The 16,988-nt window shown below is 32.5% G+C and carries 15 protein-coding genes and 1 pseudogene; 2 read left to right on the plus strand and 14 right to left on the minus strand.

What is annotated here, in order from left to right; translation table 11 throughout:
- Positions 1-40: 40 nt before the first annotated feature.
- The gene (gene rpsL, locus RWL85_RS00995; protein WP_003146927.1) at positions 41-460 is read right to left on the minus strand and encodes a 30S ribosomal protein S12; all 420 of its coding nucleotides are present in this window, start codon (positions 458-460) and stop codon (positions 41-43) included.
- Positions 461-887: 427 nt separating this feature from the next.
- Here rpsL and RWL85_RS01000 point away from each other — a divergent pair, with 427 nt between their 5' ends.
- On the plus strand, positions 888-1,631 hold the full coding sequence (locus tag RWL85_RS01000) for an ABC transporter ATP-binding protein (protein ID WP_204641495.1): 744 nt from the start codon (positions 888-890) through the stop codon (positions 1,629-1,631).
- 2 nt (positions 1,632-1,633) lie between these two features.
- On the plus strand, positions 1,634-3,235 hold the full coding sequence (locus tag RWL85_RS01005) for a hypothetical protein (RefSeq protein ID WP_314083955.1): 1,602 nt from the start codon (positions 1,634-1,636) through the stop codon (positions 3,233-3,235).
- Between the two features lie 58 nt (positions 3,236-3,293).
- Here RWL85_RS01005 and RWL85_RS01010 read toward each other — a convergent pair whose 3' ends face one another.
- From RWL85_RS01010 to RWL85_RS01070, 13 genes and pseudogenes are all read right to left on the minus strand, one after another.
- Positions 3,294-4,631: a DUF438 domain-containing protein gene (locus RWL85_RS01010; RefSeq protein WP_314083957.1), complete on the minus strand. Its 1,338-nt coding sequence runs from the start codon at positions 4,629-4,631 to the stop codon at positions 3,294-3,296.
- Positions 4,631-4,864 carry a DUF1858 domain-containing protein gene (locus RWL85_RS01015; protein WP_003144696.1) on the minus strand — a complete coding sequence of 78 codons (234 nt, stop codon included), beginning with the start codon at positions 4,862-4,864 and terminating at the stop codon, positions 4,631-4,633. Before RWL85_RS01015 ends, RWL85_RS01010 begins: the two co-directional genes overlap by 1 nt.
- A gap of 187 nt (positions 4,865-5,051) precedes the next feature.
- Positions 5,052-5,666, minus strand: coding sequence for an orotate phosphoribosyltransferase (pyrE, locus tag RWL85_RS01020; protein WP_314083960.1), 615 nt, complete (start codon positions 5,664-5,666; stop codon positions 5,052-5,054).
- A gap of 34 nt (positions 5,667-5,700) precedes the next feature.
- Positions 5,701-6,399 carry an orotidine-5'-phosphate decarboxylase gene (gene pyrF / locus RWL85_RS01025; protein WP_314083962.1) on the minus strand — a complete coding sequence of 233 codons (699 nt, stop codon included), beginning with the start codon at positions 6,397-6,399 and terminating at the stop codon, positions 5,701-5,703.
- 14 nt (positions 6,400-6,413) lie between these two features.
- A complete protein-coding gene (locus RWL85_RS01030) occupies positions 6,414-7,328 on the minus strand; it encodes a dihydroorotate dehydrogenase (protein WP_314083963.1) in 915 nt (304 codons plus the stop codon).
- 9 nt (positions 7,329-7,337) lie between these two features.
- On the minus strand, positions 7,338-8,102 hold the full coding sequence (locus RWL85_RS01035; protein WP_314083965.1) for a dihydroorotate dehydrogenase electron transfer subunit: 765 nt from the start codon (positions 8,100-8,102) through the stop codon (positions 7,338-7,340).
- 57 nt (positions 8,103-8,159) lie between these two features.
- Positions 8,160-11,336, minus strand: coding sequence for a carbamoyl-phosphate synthase large subunit (carB, locus tag RWL85_RS01040; protein WP_314083967.1), 3,177 nt, complete (start codon positions 11,334-11,336; stop codon positions 8,160-8,162).
- Positions 11,337-11,387: 51 nt separating this feature from the next.
- Positions 11,388-12,476 carry a glutamine-hydrolyzing carbamoyl-phosphate synthase small subunit gene (gene carA, locus RWL85_RS01045; RefSeq protein WP_314083969.1) on the minus strand — a complete coding sequence of 363 codons (1,089 nt, stop codon included), beginning with the start codon at positions 12,474-12,476 and terminating at the stop codon, positions 11,388-11,390.
- Positions 12,477-12,507: 31 nt separating this feature from the next.
- Positions 12,508-13,788 carry a dihydroorotase gene (locus RWL85_RS01050; RefSeq protein ID WP_314083971.1) on the minus strand — a complete coding sequence of 427 codons (1,281 nt, stop codon included), beginning with the start codon at positions 13,786-13,788 and terminating at the stop codon, positions 12,508-12,510.
- Positions 13,789-13,801: 13 nt separating this feature from the next.
- Positions 13,802-14,683: an aspartate carbamoyltransferase catalytic subunit gene (locus RWL85_RS01055; RefSeq protein WP_314083973.1), complete on the minus strand. Its 882-nt coding sequence runs from the start codon at positions 14,681-14,683 to the stop codon at positions 13,802-13,804.
- Positions 14,684-14,877: 194 nt separating this feature from the next.
- Positions 14,878-15,402, minus strand: a complete 525-nt coding sequence (gene pyrR, locus RWL85_RS01060) for a bifunctional pyr operon transcriptional regulator/uracil phosphoribosyltransferase PyrR (protein WP_314083975.1) — start codon at positions 15,400-15,402, stop codon at positions 14,878-14,880.
- 425 nt (positions 15,403-15,827) lie between these two features.
- A complete protein-coding gene (locus tag RWL85_RS01065; protein WP_314083977.1) occupies positions 15,828-16,040 on the minus strand; it encodes a hypothetical protein in 213 nt (70 codons plus the stop codon).
- Positions 16,041-16,376: 336 nt separating this feature from the next.
- Positions 16,377-16,639 (minus strand): annotated as a pseudogene (locus RWL85_RS01070) (sigma-70 family RNA polymerase sigma factor); the annotation flags it as partial.
- Positions 16,640-16,988 lie beyond the last annotated feature (349 nt).

Below are 16,988 nucleotides of genomic sequence, written 5' to 3' on the forward strand. Positions count from 1 at the left end.
CCTCCTTTCACGAATTCTTTTTATCAAATTTTATCTTTTATTATTTTTTCTCTTTTGGTTTTTTAGCACCGTATAGTGAACGTCCTTGTTTACGGTCGTTAACTCCTGCAGTATCTAAAGCTCCACGGATGATGTGGTAACGTACCCCTGGTAAGTCTTTTACACGTCCTCCACGAATAAGTACAACACTGTGTTCTTGTAGGTTGTGTCCGATACCTGGGATATATGCTGTTACTTCGATTTGGTTTGATAAACGAACACGTGCATATTTACGTAAAGCTGAGTTAGGTTTTTTAGGTGTCATAGTCCCAACACGAGTACAAACTCCACGTTTTTGTGGTGAAGAAATGTTAGTTTCTTTCTTTCTTTGAGAGTTGTAACCTTTGTTAAGTGCTGGTGAATCTGATTTCGATACTTTTGATTTACGAGGTTTACGAACTAATTGGTTAATAGTTGGCATTTTCCTGATTTCCTCCTTCCCTGTTTATTTGTGAATCACCTATCCAGGTGTATCACATTTTTAAATTTTTTATAAGCCTTAGTGGCTTTACACAGAGTGCCGTAACACTCACGTACTAAATAATACCACTTTTATTTTTTCTTGTCAACACTTTTTTAAAATTTTTTTATATCTTTTTTACTTGTCATTATCACATTCTATTTTCACACTTATCCAGGTGTATCATTTTTAACTTATAAACAAACACTTCCAGGTGTATCATATATATAGTTTTAGCTCACTTTTCCAGGTGTTCCATATACACACTACAAAATTATATTTTTTTATATTTTTTTATCATAATTATAGAAATAATTTATCCATCCCTCTTGTTGAGTAAATCGATTTCAAGTATAATATAGCTATAGATAACATTGGAGGGATACTTATGATAAACATTAAAAATCTTACCGTAAAATTTGATACAAAGTGTGCTGTTGATGATTTAAGTTTTACAATCAATGATGGAGAAATATTCGGGCTTATCGGGCATAACGGAGCTGGTAAGTCTACTACAATCAAATCTCTAGTTAGTATATTAGAACCTACTTCAGGAGAGATTTACTTCAATGACCTACTTTTAAAAAATAATAGATTAGAATGTAAAAAACAAATTGGCTATGTTCCCGATACTCCCGATATGTTTCTTACATTATCAGCCTTTGAATATTGGTCTTTAGTCGCTAGCATATATGAAATCGATAATAAAACAAGAGATGATATTCTTAATAGGTACTGCAAATTATTTAATATGGCAGGAGTTGAACATCAAGAAATTAGTTCTTTTTCTCACGGTATGCGACAAAAAGTATTCGTAATTGGTGCCCTATTATCAGAACCTAAATTCTGGATTATGGATGAACCGATGACTGGATTAGATCCACAAGCTGCATTTGACTTGAAAAACTTAATGAAAGAGCACGCTTCAAAAGGAAATAGTGTCTTATTCTCTACTCATGTCTTGGAGGTCGCTGAACATCTGTGCGATAGAATAGGTATCCTCAGCAAAGGAAAACTAGTTTTTATCGGTACACTTAACGAGCTTAAAGAACAATTTGAGGGAGATAATTTAGAAGAAATTTATCTTAATATAGTAAAAAATTCAAATTCAAATATTTTAGGTGGTGATTAAATATGAGATTTAGTGTAATAAAAGAGTTATTCTTAACGAATCTTCTTTATAGTTTTTCACCTCAAAGAATAAAATACAGAAAAAAATTCAGTGGAAAGAGCGATATAAGACATAATCTTTTTAGAAATGTTTTAATGCTTAATTTTTTCAATTTCTTACATATTTTATTTTTATTTTCAATATTTTCTCGTGGTTTTAACTTTTCTGGACCGGGATATCGAAATATACTTTTCTTTATTTTATTATTAGTGTTTATTCAGATTTTAAATAATTTTATCAATATGTTTTACGAAAGTGATGATACATTAGCAATTATTCACTTACCTGTTACAGGATCTGAAATATTTTTTAGTAAATTGTTTACTCTACTTTCACAAGTTATTAGTAATTTTACTCCTTTAATAGTTATAAACTTAATTATTGGATTAAATGCAGAGTTTTCAATTCAAAAATTTTTCTTCGTATTAGTATATAGTTTTGCATTTATCATTACTTTAATATGTTCTATTATGACACTACTTTCATTTATTACTTATATCCCAAATTTTAAGAAGAATAAAGGGAAAGTTAATGCAGCTACAATATTAATTGCGTTGATATTCTTCACAGGATACATATTTAATTTTGCTCATACTTTTAAAAGTTTTGATTCTGATTATTCAGGAGATTTATTTTTAAATATACTCGTATTAGATATTTCTAAGACTTATACTTACTTAATAGTAGCTATTATCTTAGCACTTATTTCTTTCTTTACTACATATATATTTGTAATAAGAAAATATATGAAAGACTTATATAGAATATCTGGTAATACATACACATCTAGTTCTAAAGCTGTAAAAATCAAAGAAAATACTAATAGTACATCAACTACACTATTTTCTAAATTAATTAAGAGAAATTTAAAATTATTGTTAAACAGTACAATTTCCACAACTGTATTTACTAATCTTATAATTACACTTGGTATATTTGTAATTCCGATTATAGAAATTAGAAAACACGGAGGTATTACACTACCTTTTCTATTTTATCCTCTAGCTATGACTATAGGATTCACGTTAGCATTATACATTAATTCTAATCCTATGAATTTTACAAGTATAGCAATATCACTAGAAAAACAAGATTACTATTTTTTAAAATCTCTTCCATTAGATTTTAAAAAATACCTAAAAATCAAATTAGCAATCGCCACTTGTTTACAACTTGGCTTTGGATTATTTGCTCTGATTGCGATGTTAATTATAACTAAAACACCAATCTTATTAGCAATTGCAACTATTATATCCTACATTATTTCAAGCCTTGTCTTTTCTTTCTATAGTTATACAAGCGACTATAGAAAATTATATCTAAATTGGAACACTATCACTGATCTAGCTAATCGTAGTTCGATAAATCAAGTACTATTAACTATTTTAGCTTTCGGAGCTATTTTCCTGTTGGTACTACTTAATGTCGTGACATTTTTCTTAATTGCTATGCTGCCATCATCAGTAAATATAGTAGGAATAATATATTCTCTAATATTAATAATACTGTTGATTCTCGCAACAAGAAAATTAAGAAAAAATGTACTTGACAAAATATACTCATAAATAATATGTAACGAGAGAGACTCAAAAAATTGATTTTTAAGTCTCTCTCTTTTTTATCTTATTCTATTCCCCTATAATAATCACTGTTTATTTCTCTATAAGGAGCTATATCCTGAACGTATTCTAGTACTCCTTGAAATTCCCCATTTTCATCATATACACCTGCATAAGTAACATGAACAAACTTTCCTCTTGATTCTGATTTAAACCACATTTCATACTTGTCTTTTTTTCTTTCTCGCAAGTTTTTCATTATAGTTTTAACTTTCTCTAGATACTTCGGTGGATGACATAGTTCAACATTTCTTCCTACTTGTCCTGGCGTACGTTTGAAAATCATCTCTTCTTCTGAACAATGATTATTATAATATTGGAAGATTTCCTCTTTATTCACAAAGGTAATCTCCATAGGCAAATAATTTAAAATTAAATCAATTTGATTTAATGATAAATACCCATTTCCAATTTTCTGAGGTGTATCTCTATTTAAAGTTTCTTCTTTAACTTCTTTTGGTTTATAGGTAATAGTGAACTCTCCTTCAGGAGTTTGAATTACTTTCGTTAATTCCCCTTCGCTTACTTCTATTACTTCACTGTCTTCACTAGTAATTTTAGTTTCAAAATCTTCTCTATGAGGTATCCACTCTTCTTGAGGTCGAATTATTGCATAACCGTATGTATCACTATCTTTAGCGATACTCAACCAATCGTCTTGAGTAAATGTTTCTAATAATATCATAAGAAGAATCGACTCTTCTTTAAAGATCATTTCCTCAAATTCTTTAACAAAAACTTCAAACTTTTCTTTAACGACAGCTATCTCTACATTTGGTAGTTTTTCCGCTTCTTCTTTTGCTAGTTTAAACAAATCTCTTATTTCATCATCAACACCCCACATAACCTTAGGTGGTGCATCATGTCCATATCTCTCCATTATAGGAAACATAAGTTCTTCTTTGCGTTTATAATGAATATCAAATTGCCCTAATAATTGCAACTGACGAAGCAATCCTTTTAAAACTGCTACTTTTGTATCACCATCATCGAGCTTAGCATAATTGTCTAAAATTCTGCGTACTCGAATAATCGCAGCTCTTAAAGCTAAATTCTCTTGTTTAAACACTTGAACAGGATGTCCTGGATGCTCACTATCTTCAACTTCTACAGTTTTTATCGCACCTTTAAATAGATTAGCATGTACATTACATAACTTCATAACATCTTCAAAAGTTACGCCAGAATCTGAATTCATAAGCTCATGCTCCATTAACGATATCTCAATCGCAGATACTCCTGAAAAATGTTCATTAAACTCCTCCTGTACCGATTCTGCAGATTCTCCATTATGAAGTCGTAATAATATATCGCGTAAAACTTCAATTCTCTTTGTAGCCATTAGTCTAATCCTACTACTTCATACCCATTAGCTTCTAATGTAGCAATAATTGTTTCAAGTTTAATTCCTGCTAGCTTCGAACCCATTCTAAGTGAAGTCTTTCTACCTACAGTATTTCTCATAATCGGATTAGCCAAAGGCTTAAACCCTAAATCTACTAAAATATCCAATACTTCTGGGTGTTTATCAACAACTTGTGCAACTGGTATACTTACATCTATAATATTATCCATTTTTTCTTTACCTCACTACCTTATATTATTAATATAATTATACCATAAGCCATTGATAATCGCTATCAAATTAAAAATGATAATGTAAAAAGATGTAACCTAAGACTTTCATCTAAGTTACATCTTTAATATTACTTTATATACTTTATTTCTTTGAAACTAATCTCAATCTGATAAAGAACTTTTACTACAAATTATTTCTCCACTCAAGAAGTTTTTCTACATCTTCTTGTTTGATATAATCACTTGCTACCGCTTCTTCGATTAAGTAGTTATAGTTAGTTAATGTATGATACTCTACCTTATCTGCTGCAAAAGCATCTTGTGCTTTTTTAAGTTCATAACTAAATATTGCCACTACTCCTAAGACTACTGCTCCTGCTTCCTCTAATGCTTTAGCTACTTTTAATGAAGATAATCCAGTTGAGATTAAGTCTTCAATAATAACAACTTTTTGCCCATCTAGTAATCTTCCTTCGATTTGATTTGTTTTCCCATGTTTTTTAGCTGAATCTCTCACGTAAATCATAGGTAAGTCCAGTACTTCACTCACCCATGCAGCGTGTGGAATACCAGCTGTCGCCGTACCAGCTACCACTTCTACTTCTGGGAATTTAGCTTTAATTACTTCACTCATTCCTGCAGCTATTTCACGACGAATCGCTGGATAAGACATTGTAATTCTGTTGTCACAGTAAATTGGTGATTTAATACCAGATGTCCAAGTGAAATAATCATTTGGTCTTAATGCCACTGCTTCAATATCTAATAAGTGTTTTGCTATTTTTCTTTCTAATACCATGTTTTTCTCCTTTACCTTAGCTGTATATCTAATATTATTTTACGAATTGACTTTTTATTAATTTATAAACTTCAAGTGGATTTTCTGATTTAGTTATAGAACGACCAACCACGATATGTGTACTTCCTTCTTCGTTAGCAACAGTTGGAGTCGCTACACGTTTTTGATCTCCTACTTCATCTGTTTCTAATCTTATTCCTGGAGTTACTTTTAAGAAGTCATCTCCACAGTTTTCTCTAATTAATCTTGCTTCCCAAACTGATGAAACTACTCCATCAAGTCCTGCTTTTTTAGCTAGTCTAGCATAATTAATTACACTATCTTCAAGAGAGACAGCAATTAGTTGCTCGTCTTTCATCGCTTCTTCTGATGTTGAAGTTAATTGTGTTATCGCTATTACATTAGTATCTACACTACCACCTTCAACCATTCCTCTTTTTGCTGCTTTTAGCATTTCATAGCCTCCTGCAGCATGTACAGTAAGAATATCAACTTTGAATTTCGCTAATCCTTTTGTCGCACCATAAACTGTATTAGGAATATCATGTAGTTTAAGATCTAAAAATATCTTATGTCCTAATTCTTTAATTTTTTCAATAACAACAGGTCCATTTTGTAGGTATAATTCCATCCCTACTTTTACAAATAGTTTTTCTTCGCCAAATTTTTCTAAAAAATTTAAAGTATCTTCCAAAGTTGGAAAGTCTAATGCTATTATTACATCTTTATTCATAATATTTCTCCTTTTTATTTATATGCACGACCACGAAGTTCTAGTATATGTTCTACACCTAGTTCATCAAGCGCCGCTTCTAACTTATCGATAATTTTTGGGCAAGCATATGGATCTGCAAAATTCGCTGTACCTACTGCTACCGCACTCGCTCCAGCAGAGATAAAGTCGATTACATCCCACTCATCCATAATTCCTCCCATACCTATAATAGGAATGTTTACAGCTTGACTCACCTGATAAACCATTCTTATAGCCACAGGTTTCACCGCTGGTCCTGATAATCCACCAGTTACATTCGCAATAATTGGTTTCCCAGTCTTTTTATCTAACCTTACACCTACTAAGGTATTTATCATTGTAATACCATCAGCTCCTCCTTCTTCGACAGCTTTTGCCATCGCTACGATATCGGTAACGTTAGGTGAAAGTTTCACATAAACAGGTACACTAGATACCTCTTTTACTTTTTTAGTTAAGTTTTTTGCTGTTTCAGGATCTGTTCCGAACTGAATTCCTCCATGCTTAACATTAGGACAAGATATATTTAACTCTAATGCATGAACATTCGGTGCTTTACTTATGTGCTCCGCTACATAGACATAATCATCTATTTCACATCCTGCCACATTAGCAATAATAGGAACATCATATTTTTCTAATTCTTTTAATTTAGTTTCTAATATCTCATGAACCCCAGGATTTTGTAGACCTATTGCATTTAACATCCCACTAGAAGTCTCTGCTACACGTGGTGTAGGATTCCCAAAACGTGGTTCTTTAGTCGCTGCCTTAATCATAATTGCTCCAAGTCTGCTTAAATCATAAAAGTTAGCATATTCTAAACCAAATGCAAAGCATCCTGATGCAGGCATTACAGGATTTTTTAAATCTAATCCTGGTAGTTTCACTCGTAATCTTTCGCTCATAAATTCCTCCTATAATGCTATTTCTTTTGAATCATAAACAGGGCCATCATAACATACTCGAGATATAGAACCATCAATTTTCTCACAAACACATGCGTAGCATGCACCTACTCCACAAGCCATTCTTTCTTCTAAAGAAATATACCCCATCTTTTCTTCATCCATCTTAGTTAATGCTTTTAACATTGCAAATGGACCACAACTATAATACTTATCATAGTCAACTTCATAATTTTTTATAACATCAGTAACAAAACCTTTTTCTCCGTAACTTCCATCAGCTGTAGCAACATAAGTCGTACCAAGCTTTGCAAATTTTTCTTCATAAAACACATCTTTCACATTATTAAAACCTAAAATATGTACTGTGTTTACCCCTTGTTTTCTAAATTGCTTTGCCAGCTCATATAACGGTGGTACTCCAATCCCTCCACCCACTAGCAATGCAGTTTGTCCTTCTTCTAGCGTATAAACATCATATCCTTTTCCTAATGGACCTAATACATCTACTAAATTACCTGTTTCTAATTCAGATATTTTCTTAGTACCTGCTCCATCTGCTCTATAAATCATCACAAATGTATTTTTTTCTTTATTAATTTCACAAATTGAAATAGGTCTTCTTAATAAAAACTCATAGCTGTTGCTTACTTTAATATTTACAAATTGTCCAGGCGTATTCATCTCTTTGACTACGTCACCTTGTAATTCAATTCTGAATATTTTATCCGCAATTTGTTCATTACTAACTACTGTTGCTAAATAAGTATCCATTCAAATGCTCCTTCTGTAAGAAGAGGGGAAAAATTTTCCCCTGCTTCATTTTTTATTTTATAGTGGTAATATATCAAATGAGATTGATTCTAGTACTTTTAGTAGCGCATCTGCTGTATCTAATGATGTTAAACATACAACCTCTTGCTCACTCGCTACACGACGAATCTTGAATCCGTCTTTTGTTACATCTTTATCTTTTGAAGTAGTGTTAACTACAACATCCACATCTCCATTATATATAGCGTCAAGTACACTGTAATCACTTTGATTAATTTTTCCTACTGGCGTAACTCTTAATCCATTTTCATCTAAGTACTTAGCTGTCCCTTCTGTAGCTAATAGGTTGTATCCTAAACCGAAGAAACGTTTTGCTATATTTAATGCTTCTTCTTTATCATCATCACTAATTGTGAATAAGATATTTCCTTGATCACTTACTTTGATTCCTGCTGCAAGAAGTCCTTTATAAAGTGATTTTTCTAGAGTTCTATCGCTTCCCATTACTTCTCCAGTTGATTTCATCTCAGGTCCAAGAGTAGTATCAACATCTTTTAGTTTTTGGAAACTAAATACCGGTACTTTAGTGTACACATTCTCTGCTTCTGGTAATAGCCCAGTTTCATAACCTTTAGATTTTAGCGTTTCTCCAATGATAGCTCCAGCAGCAAGTTTTGCCATTGGAACTCCTGTGATTTTACTTAAGAATGGCACAGTTCTTGAGCTTCGAGGGTTAACTTCTAGTACGAATACTTCACCTTTACTGATTACATATTGGATATTTAATAGTCCTACAATGTTTAATCCTTTTGCTAATTTTATTGTATATTCTATTAACTTAGCTTTTTCACCTTCTGTCAGTGTTTGAGGTGGATATACTGCTATTGAGTCTCCAGAGTGAACCCCTGCTCTTTCGATATGCTCCATAATACCTGGAATAATTACTGTTTCTCCGTCACTAATAGCATCTACTTCTATCTCACGACCAACTAAATATCTGTCAGTTAGTACTGGATGCTCTGGTGTAAGTTTTACCGCTGTTTTCATATAACGACGTAATTCAGATTCTTCATAAACTATTTCCATAGCTCGTCCACCAAGTACATATGATGGTCTTACTAATACAGGGTATCCAATTTCTTCTGCATTCTTAACCGCTGTTTCTACATCAAATGCAGTTTTTCCAAGTGGTTGTGGAATGTCTAGTTTATGTAATAATTCTTCAAATTTATCTCTATCTTCTGCATTATCAATTTCTTCTAAAGCAGTACCTAAAATTTTCACGCCGTGTTTTTCTAATTTAGCCGCTAGATTGATAGCTGTTTGTCCACCGAATTGAACTACAACACCAAGTGGATTTTCATGATTAATTATCGCCATTACATCTTCTTCAGTAAGTGGCTCAAAGTACAGTTTATCAGAGATTGTAAAGTCTGTAGAAACTGTTTCAGGGTTGTTATTAACAATGATTGCTTCATAACCTACATCTTTAATCGCCATTACCGCATGTACTGTTGCATAGTCGAACTCAACCCCTTGTCCGATTCTAATAGGTCCAGATCCTAACACAACAATTTTTTTCTTATCGCTAACGATTGATTCTTCCTCTTGCTCATAACTTGAATAGAAATAAGGTGTTTCTGATACAAACTCAGCTGCACATGTATCGACCATTTTGAATACTGGTGTTATTTTGTTTTCTTGACGAAGGTTGTAGATATCATCTTCTGTCACTCCCCATCTGTGGGCAATTACCTTATCAGAGAATCCATATTTTTTAGCATATTCTAGTAAATCTACATTTCCTACATTGTCTTTTAACTCATGTTCGATATCAATGATATTTTGCATTTTCTCTAGGAAGAACATGTCAATTTTTGTAATATCATGAATAGCTTTTGTGCTTTGTCCGCGTCTTAAAGCTTCTCCAATGAAGAATAATCTTTCATCTCCAGCTTGCTTAATCTTGTTAATAATTTCTTCTAATGTGAAATCATCTCCATTAGGTAGTCCAAGGTGATGCACACCATATTCTAATGAACGAATAGCTTTTAGTAAACTTTCTTCATAAGTTCTACCCATCGCCATTACTTCACCAGTAGCTTTCATTTGTGTTCCTAATTTTCTATCTGCATTTTCAAATTTATCAAATGGGAAACGTGGAATTTTACTTACTACATAGTCAAGTGTTGGTTCGAAACAAGCATATGAGTTTTGTGTAACTGGGTTTATAATTTCATCAAGAGTTAAACCTACAGCAATTTTCGCTGCAATTTTCGCAATCGGATATCCTGTAGCTTTTGATGCTAAAGCTGACGAACGTGATACCCTTGGGTTAACTTCGATAATATAATATTTGAATGAATTTGGATCAAGTGCAAGTTGTACGTTACATCCACCTTCAATTTTTAAAGCTCTGATAATTTTTAATGACACATTACGTAGCATGTGGTATTCTCTGTCTGTTAATGTTTGAGACGGTGCTACTACTACTGAGTCTCCTGTGTGAATTCCTACAGGATCAATATTTTCCATATTACATACAACAATCGCTGTATCATTAGAGTCACGCATTACTTCGTATTCAATTTCTTTAAATCCTGCGATTGATTTTTCTAGTAAACATTGAGTAACTGGTGAATAGTGTAATCCACTACTTACGATTTCTTCTAAGTCTTTCTCGTCGTAACAGATACCTCCACCTGTTCCTCCCATCGTAAATGCAGGACGAACGATTACTGGATAACCTATTTCAGCAACGAAATCTCTAGCTTCATCTAAATTTGTAATAATTGCTGATTCTGGAACTGGTTCATTAAGTTCATTCATTAGATTACGGAATAATTCTCTATCTTCTGCTTGCTCAATAGAACTTAGTTTTGTTCCTAATAATTCCACTCCGTACTTGTCTAAAATTCCACTTTTGTGTAGTTCAACAGCAAGGTTTAGCCCCACTTGACCTCCTAATGTTGGAAGTAATGCATCAGGTCTTTCTTTTCTAATTATTTTACTTACAAACTCAAGAGTTAAGGGTTCCATATAAACTTTATCAGCGATTTCTTTGTCAGTCATTATTGTCGCTGGGTTTGAGTTAACTAAGATAACTTCATACCCTTCTTCTCTTAAAGATAGACAGGCTTGAGTTCCTGCATAGTCAAACTCAGCTGCTTGACCTATTGTAATTGGTCCAGATCCTATTACTAATATTGTTTTTATATCATTACGTTTTGGCATTTTTATTCTCCTTAGTTTTGCATTGATACTTGATAGTTTTCAGGTTAATTCCTATTTATTTTCTTTGAATTCTCTCATATTATCTATAAATTGATCGAATAAGTAGTTAGGATCGTGCGGTCCTGGTGAAGCTTCTGGGTGATATTGTACTGAAAATACTGGATATTTTTTATGACGTACCCCTTCACATGTTTTATCATTCACTGATAAGTGCGTAAGCTCTAAATCCGTATCTTTTAACGATTCGATATCAACACTGAAACCATGGTTTTGTGAAGTAATATCAACTTTTCCTGTTATTAAGTTTTTAACTGGATGATTAGCTCCACGGTGTCCGAATTTAAGTTTATATGTTTTCGCTCCACATGCCAACGAAATAAGTTGGTGTCCCATACAAATTCCAAATACTGGAATTTTTGGCATAACTTCTTTAAGCATCTCGATTGTTTCTGGTACATCTTCTGGATCTCCAGGTCCATTACTTAACATAATTCCATCTGGATTAAGTCTGAAGATTTCCGCAGCAGTTACGTTATGAGGTACAACAACGATATCACAATTACGTTCATTTAGTTCTCTAAGTATACCTGATTTCATACCAAAGTCTACTAGTACTACTCTATATCCATTTCCTGAAGATAAGAACGCTTTTTGCGTTGAAACTTGTTCAATTTGGTTCGTTGGTAAATCAGTTTTTCTAAGATTTTCTAATTGTTCTTCTGGATCCATGCAAAGGTCTGTGATTATTCCTTTGATTGTACCGTGTTCTCTTATTTTTCTTGTTAAACTACGTGTATCAATCCCCGAAATCCCTGGAATATTAAGTTCTTTTAACACTTCATCTAAACTGTATTCTGTTCTAAAGTTAGAAGGTTTTTTACAAACTTCCCTAACGATAAGCCCTTTAATACTAGGATTAATTGTTTCAAAGTCATCTCTATTGATTCCGTAGTTTCCGATTAATGGATAAGTAAATGTTACTATTTGTCCATTGTATGATGGATCAGAAAGTGTTTCTTGATAACCCGTCATACCTGTGTTAAATACTACCTCTCCTGCTAGCGCCTTGTTAGCACCAAATCCATATCCTTTATATACTGTTCCATCTTCTAAAATTAGTTGTCTATCGTAACTGTACATCTTTGTTCTCTCTTTCTAAGTTTTTTATTTTTTAAACTTCAAATACTTCGCTATCTTTGTATGCAACTTGACCTTCACATAGTGTTAATACTGGTATTCCATAAATTTCTTCTCCTACGTACGGTGTATTTCTACCTTTAGATAAGAATTTTTCCGGATCAATTTTTAGTGACTTTTCTAAGTCAATTACTACTAAGTCTGCAAAACCACCTTCTTCTAAACGTCCATATGGTAAGTCAAAAGTATCTGCGACTTTTTCTGTCATTAGCTTAACTAGTAAGTCTAGTGAGAATACTCCAGTTTTTACAAACTTCGTATAAAGTTGACTGAATGCTGTTTCACTTCCAACAATTCCAAATGCAGCTTTTCTCATTGATAAGTCTTTTTCATGAGTAGCGTGTGGTGCGTGGTCTGTCGCTATTACATCAATTGTTCCATCTAATAAACCAGCGATTAGAGCATTTCTATCTTCACGTGCTCTTAGCGGTGGATTCATCTTCCACATTCCGTTATCTTCTGGGATATCCATTTCATCACTTATTAAATGGTGAGGACATACTTCACAAGTTACTTTAATTCCCGCTGCCTTCGCTTCTCTTACTACCCTAACTGATTCTTTAGTAGATACGTGGCATACGTGATAGTGACATCCTGCTGCTTCTGCTAAAAGAACATCACGCGCAATCTGAACACTCTCACATACTGAAGGAATTCCTGGTAAGTCTAATTCACGACTTCTACGTCCACAATGCATACATCCTCCGCGGATTAATGAGTTATCTTCACAGTGGGCTACGATTGCTTTGTTTAATTTAGCGGCAACCATCATTGATTCATACATCATGTTAGCATCCTGTACTCCTCTACCGTCATCACTGAAGGCGAAGACATGCTCAGCTAATTCTTCGAAATCAGCGTATTCTTTTCCTTCTTCCCCTTTAGTTATAGCTCCGAAAGGAATCGCTCTAATTACTGAATCACGTTCGATAATATCTAATTGTAATTTTAAATTCTCATAGCTATCTGGTACTGGATTTAAGTTTGGCATAGGCATCGCTGTAGTGAAACCACCACGCGCTGCAGCTCTTGAAGCATGATAAATGTTTTCTTTGTATTCAAATCCTGGTTCTCTCCAGTGTACGTGAACATCTATAAATCCTGGTGAAACGAATTTCCCTTCTAAGTTTAATACCTTAGCTCCACTCTCTTCGATATTCTCAGATATTTTTACGATTTTTTTATCATCAACTAAAATATCTCTTTCTACCAACACACCATTTTCTAAAATTTTACCGTTTTTTAAAAGTAACATATTCTTCTCCTCTTTATAAATTATTATCTTTAATTATTTTTTCTATCATTGCCTGTCTCATGAACATTCCATTTTTCATCTGTTCAAAGATTACCGATTTAGGTGTTTCAACTAGTTCCGAAGCTATTTCCATATCTCTATTAACAGGTGCTGGATGCATCACGATTGCAGATTCTTTTAAGCTTTCATAGCGTTCTTTAGTTAATCCAAAGTTATTATGGTATTCATCTTTACTAAGCCCCATCTTAGAATCATGTCTTTCATGTTGAACTCTTAGCAACATACAAACATCAACTTCTCCAACTACTTTATCAAAGTCTACTACTTCTCCAAGCGTCTCGTCTTTAAAAATATCAGGGCAAACAAATCTAACTTTGGCACCTAGGCGAGTTAACATATTGTAATTACTTCTTGCTACACGAGAATTTTTTATATCCCCAGCGATAATTACATTAAGATTTTCGAACGTTCCAAACTTCTCATACATCGTCATTAAGTCAAGTAAACATTGACTTGGGTGTTCTCCACTACCATCTCCCCCACTTAAAATCGGAATATTTAAGTTTGTCAGTTCATTGTAGTACGCGTCTTGACGATGTCTGATAACCAACATGTTGCAACCTAACATCTCTAATGTTTTACAAGTATCGTATAAAGTTTCACCTTTATTTACCGATGAAGTAGCTACTTCAAAATTAATTACATTCAATCTGTGTTTATGCTCAGCTACTTCAAAACTATGTTTTGTTCTAGTTGAGTTTTCAAAGAATAAGTTCGCTACATATAGGTCTTCTCTCGGCTCTACTTGCTTACCATTCTTCAACTCTAAAGCCCTTTCTATCAGTTGATAAACTTCTTCATTTGTTAAATCCGACATTTTTACTATATTTCTCATAGTAGTTCCTCCATTTTGTATAAAAAAATACCTTGTATCCATTTGGCTACAAGGTATGACTGTTCATCAACTATTAAATTCAAGTTTTTATCTGGGCATAGTTATACCTAAATATAGCTATACTCAAATAAAGTATAAACTTTAAATTCAATCCCTTGTTAGCCTCTCTGGACTACCTTAAAAAGATTTTATATTTAAATTAATAATATTTCTTCAACATCGTCTACTTCATTCAAATAAACTTTTACATTTTCTTTTTTTGAAGTAGGAATATTTTTTCCAATATGATCTGCTCTAATTGGCAGTTCTCTATGTCCTCTATCTACAAGAATAGCAAGACGAATTGCTTTTGGACGACTTGCATCAATAATAGCATCTATCGCTGCTCTTACAGTTCTTCCTGTATAAAGAACATCATCTACAATAATTACAACTTTGTTTGTCAAATCAAGTTTAAAACGTGGAACTTTTATTTCAGGTTCTTCACTTATTTTTTCTAAATCATCACGATAAAATTTTATATCAAGTGTTTCTACTGGAATATTAGTATTTTCAATTTCTTTGATTTTTTGTTTCAATCTTTTGGCGATATGAACCCCTCTAGTTTGAATACCAACTAAAACAATATCATCTAATTTATTTTGTTCGATAATTTCATTAGCAATTCTAGTAATCATTCTAGAAATCATTGTTTCGTCGAAAAGAATTCGTTTTTTCATACTTCACCTCAAAAAATAGCCTACTCTATTGAGCAGGACAGCATAAATAAACTTGGTTTTCCAATAAATAAATCTTTGCTGACCTCTCTGGATCACATTAAAGATGTGTTATTCAAATTATCAATATTATATACCATAATATGAGATTTGTCAAATTTATAATGGATTATTGGAGCAATTAAATGTCTCTTATTAATTCCCAAAGTAAAGCTTCCTATTTTTTAATTTGTATAATAAAATTTATCCAAAAATTTAATTAACATTCTTTTTACTTCTTTTTTAAAATAACATACCTAGTAATTATTTAAAAATCCATATTACTAAATAAACAGTTGTAACAAGAGGCATCAAAAACTCTTGTTACAACTGTTAATAAAACAAATTATATTTGCTAAAATAGAGTCAATCCAACTAAATATAGATAATTAGAGAATAAATCCTACTCCTACTATTACTGCTACTGCATATATCAGCCAGATTAATAGATAATAAGCATACCCTAGTGCTTTGACAATATTAGCTAGACCTAACCATAAATGTCTACCTATTGCTAGAAGAATAGAAATTACTCCACCTTCATAAACTTCATCTTCATTATCTAAATTAGCAAGTTTAAACATTGTTAATAATTTCATCATAATCACCTCCCCCTTTGGTAATTTATTTCTATCTCTACATTAATATTATAATATATATATATCAAACGATTACAATTGAATTTCTATAAATTTCTTCTCGATGTTAATTCCCAAGGTAAATTCCAGTTGAAATTATAAACTGGAATTTAACCTGAAACTAATTTTTTAACTGGAACTTAAGTTGAGACTAAGTAATCATGAAAAGATATTTGTCTAACTTTATTACATTATTTTAAATTCTCTTTATAATGTTAAACGAGCTCCAGTTTTTAAAAATCTTAATTCTATCTTTATACTTCATAAAATTAGTTTTATACTGAGAGATGATGTGGTTTCCTGTGATATAGCATTTCTGACGGTTTCAATCATCATCTGTGTTTCCACAATCTTTTCGACATCAACACTTTCATCAATGATATTATCTGCAAAGTGCCCATCCTAATCCAAGGACGAAAAAAAGAGCAAGCGGTTTTTCCTGTCCACCTGCTCTAAATACTTTCATGTTCTCTTTCCCGCCAGTAGACTTTGTATATATCCTCACTATCCTCACTGACTTTGACTTTTTGTCCACCTACATATAGATAATATTCTTTTTTCATTTTGAAGTCCTCCGTTTCTTTTGACTGACTGTTTTTCAGGCAAAAAAAGGAGGACTTCTACACTTAAGCATACGAAGTCCTCTAAAACGGAAGAATAAGAATACTTCTTTAGCTACACTTGCGTATTTCAGCTTGCATCTGAAACAATAACCTACTATAGAGATTATATAAAAGAGGAATGTTTTGTTTCTTTGGTATTTCTAACATTAGATGTTTAGATTCTTCCATATTCGTTTCCTCCATTTTATCAATAATCTAAATAGTCAGTATTTTTATCTTCTTCACACATAATTAATTTTTATTCATTTTTTAAGTTTCTATTCTATCAAATAGTTTGATAATCTCAGAA

Origin of the sequence: uncultured Gemella sp., assembly GCF_963515875.1 — a bacterium.
Lineage (GTDB): Bacteria > Bacillota > Bacilli > Staphylococcales > Gemellaceae > Gemella.

What these genes read in the sequence shown, in the direction of transcription:
- rpsL (WP_003146927.1), bottom strand. Translation starts at nt 460, where the DNA reads ATGCCAACTATTAACCAATTAGTTCGTAAACCTCGTAAATCAAAAGTA.
- RWL85_RS01000 (WP_204641495.1), top strand. Translation starts at nt 888, where the DNA reads ATGATAAACATTAAAAATCTTACCGTAAAATTTGATACAAAGTGTGCT.
- RWL85_RS01005 (WP_314083955.1), top strand. Translation starts at nt 1,634, where the DNA reads ATGAGATTTAGTGTAATAAAAGAGTTATTCTTAACGAATCTTCTTTAT.
- RWL85_RS01010 (WP_314083957.1), bottom strand. Translation starts at nt 4,631, where the DNA reads ATGGCTACAAAGAGAATTGAAGTTTTACGCGATATATTATTACGACTT.
- RWL85_RS01015 (WP_003144696.1), bottom strand. Translation starts at nt 4,864, where the DNA reads ATGGATAATATTATAGATGTAAGTATACCAGTTGCACAAGTTGTTGAT.
- pyrE (WP_314083960.1), bottom strand. Translation starts at nt 5,666, where the DNA reads ATGGTATTAGAAAGAAAAATAGCAAAACACTTATTAGATATTGAAGCA.
- pyrF (WP_314083962.1), bottom strand. Translation starts at nt 6,399, where the DNA reads ATGAATAAAGATGTAATAATAGCATTAGACTTTCCAACTTTGGAAGAT.
- RWL85_RS01030 (WP_314083963.1), bottom strand. Translation starts at nt 7,328, where the DNA reads ATGAGCGAAAGATTACGAGTGAAACTACCAGGATTAGATTTAAAAAAT.
- RWL85_RS01035 (WP_314083965.1), bottom strand. Translation starts at nt 8,102, where the DNA reads ATGGATACTTATTTAGCAACAGTAGTTAGTAATGAACAAATTGCGGAT.
- carB (WP_314083967.1), bottom strand. Translation starts at nt 11,336, where the DNA reads ATGCCAAAACGTAATGATATAAAAACAATATTAGTAATAGGATCTGGA.
- carA (WP_314083969.1), bottom strand. Translation starts at nt 12,476, where the DNA reads ATGTACAGTTACGATAGACAACTAATTTTAGAAGATGGAACAGTATAT.
- RWL85_RS01050 (WP_314083971.1), bottom strand. Translation starts at nt 13,788, where the DNA reads ATGTTACTTTTAAAAAACGGTAAAATTTTAGAAAATGGTGTGTTGGTA.
- RWL85_RS01055 (WP_314083973.1), bottom strand. Translation starts at nt 14,683, where the DNA reads ATGAGAAATATAGTAAAAATGTCGGATTTAACAAATGAAGAAGTTTAT.
- pyrR (WP_314083975.1), bottom strand. Translation starts at nt 15,402, where the DNA reads ATGAAAAAACGAATTCTTTTCGACGAAACAATGATTTCTAGAATGATT.
- RWL85_RS01065 (WP_314083977.1), bottom strand. Translation starts at nt 16,040, where the DNA reads ATGATGAAATTATTAACAATGTTTAAACTTGCTAATTTAGATAATGAA.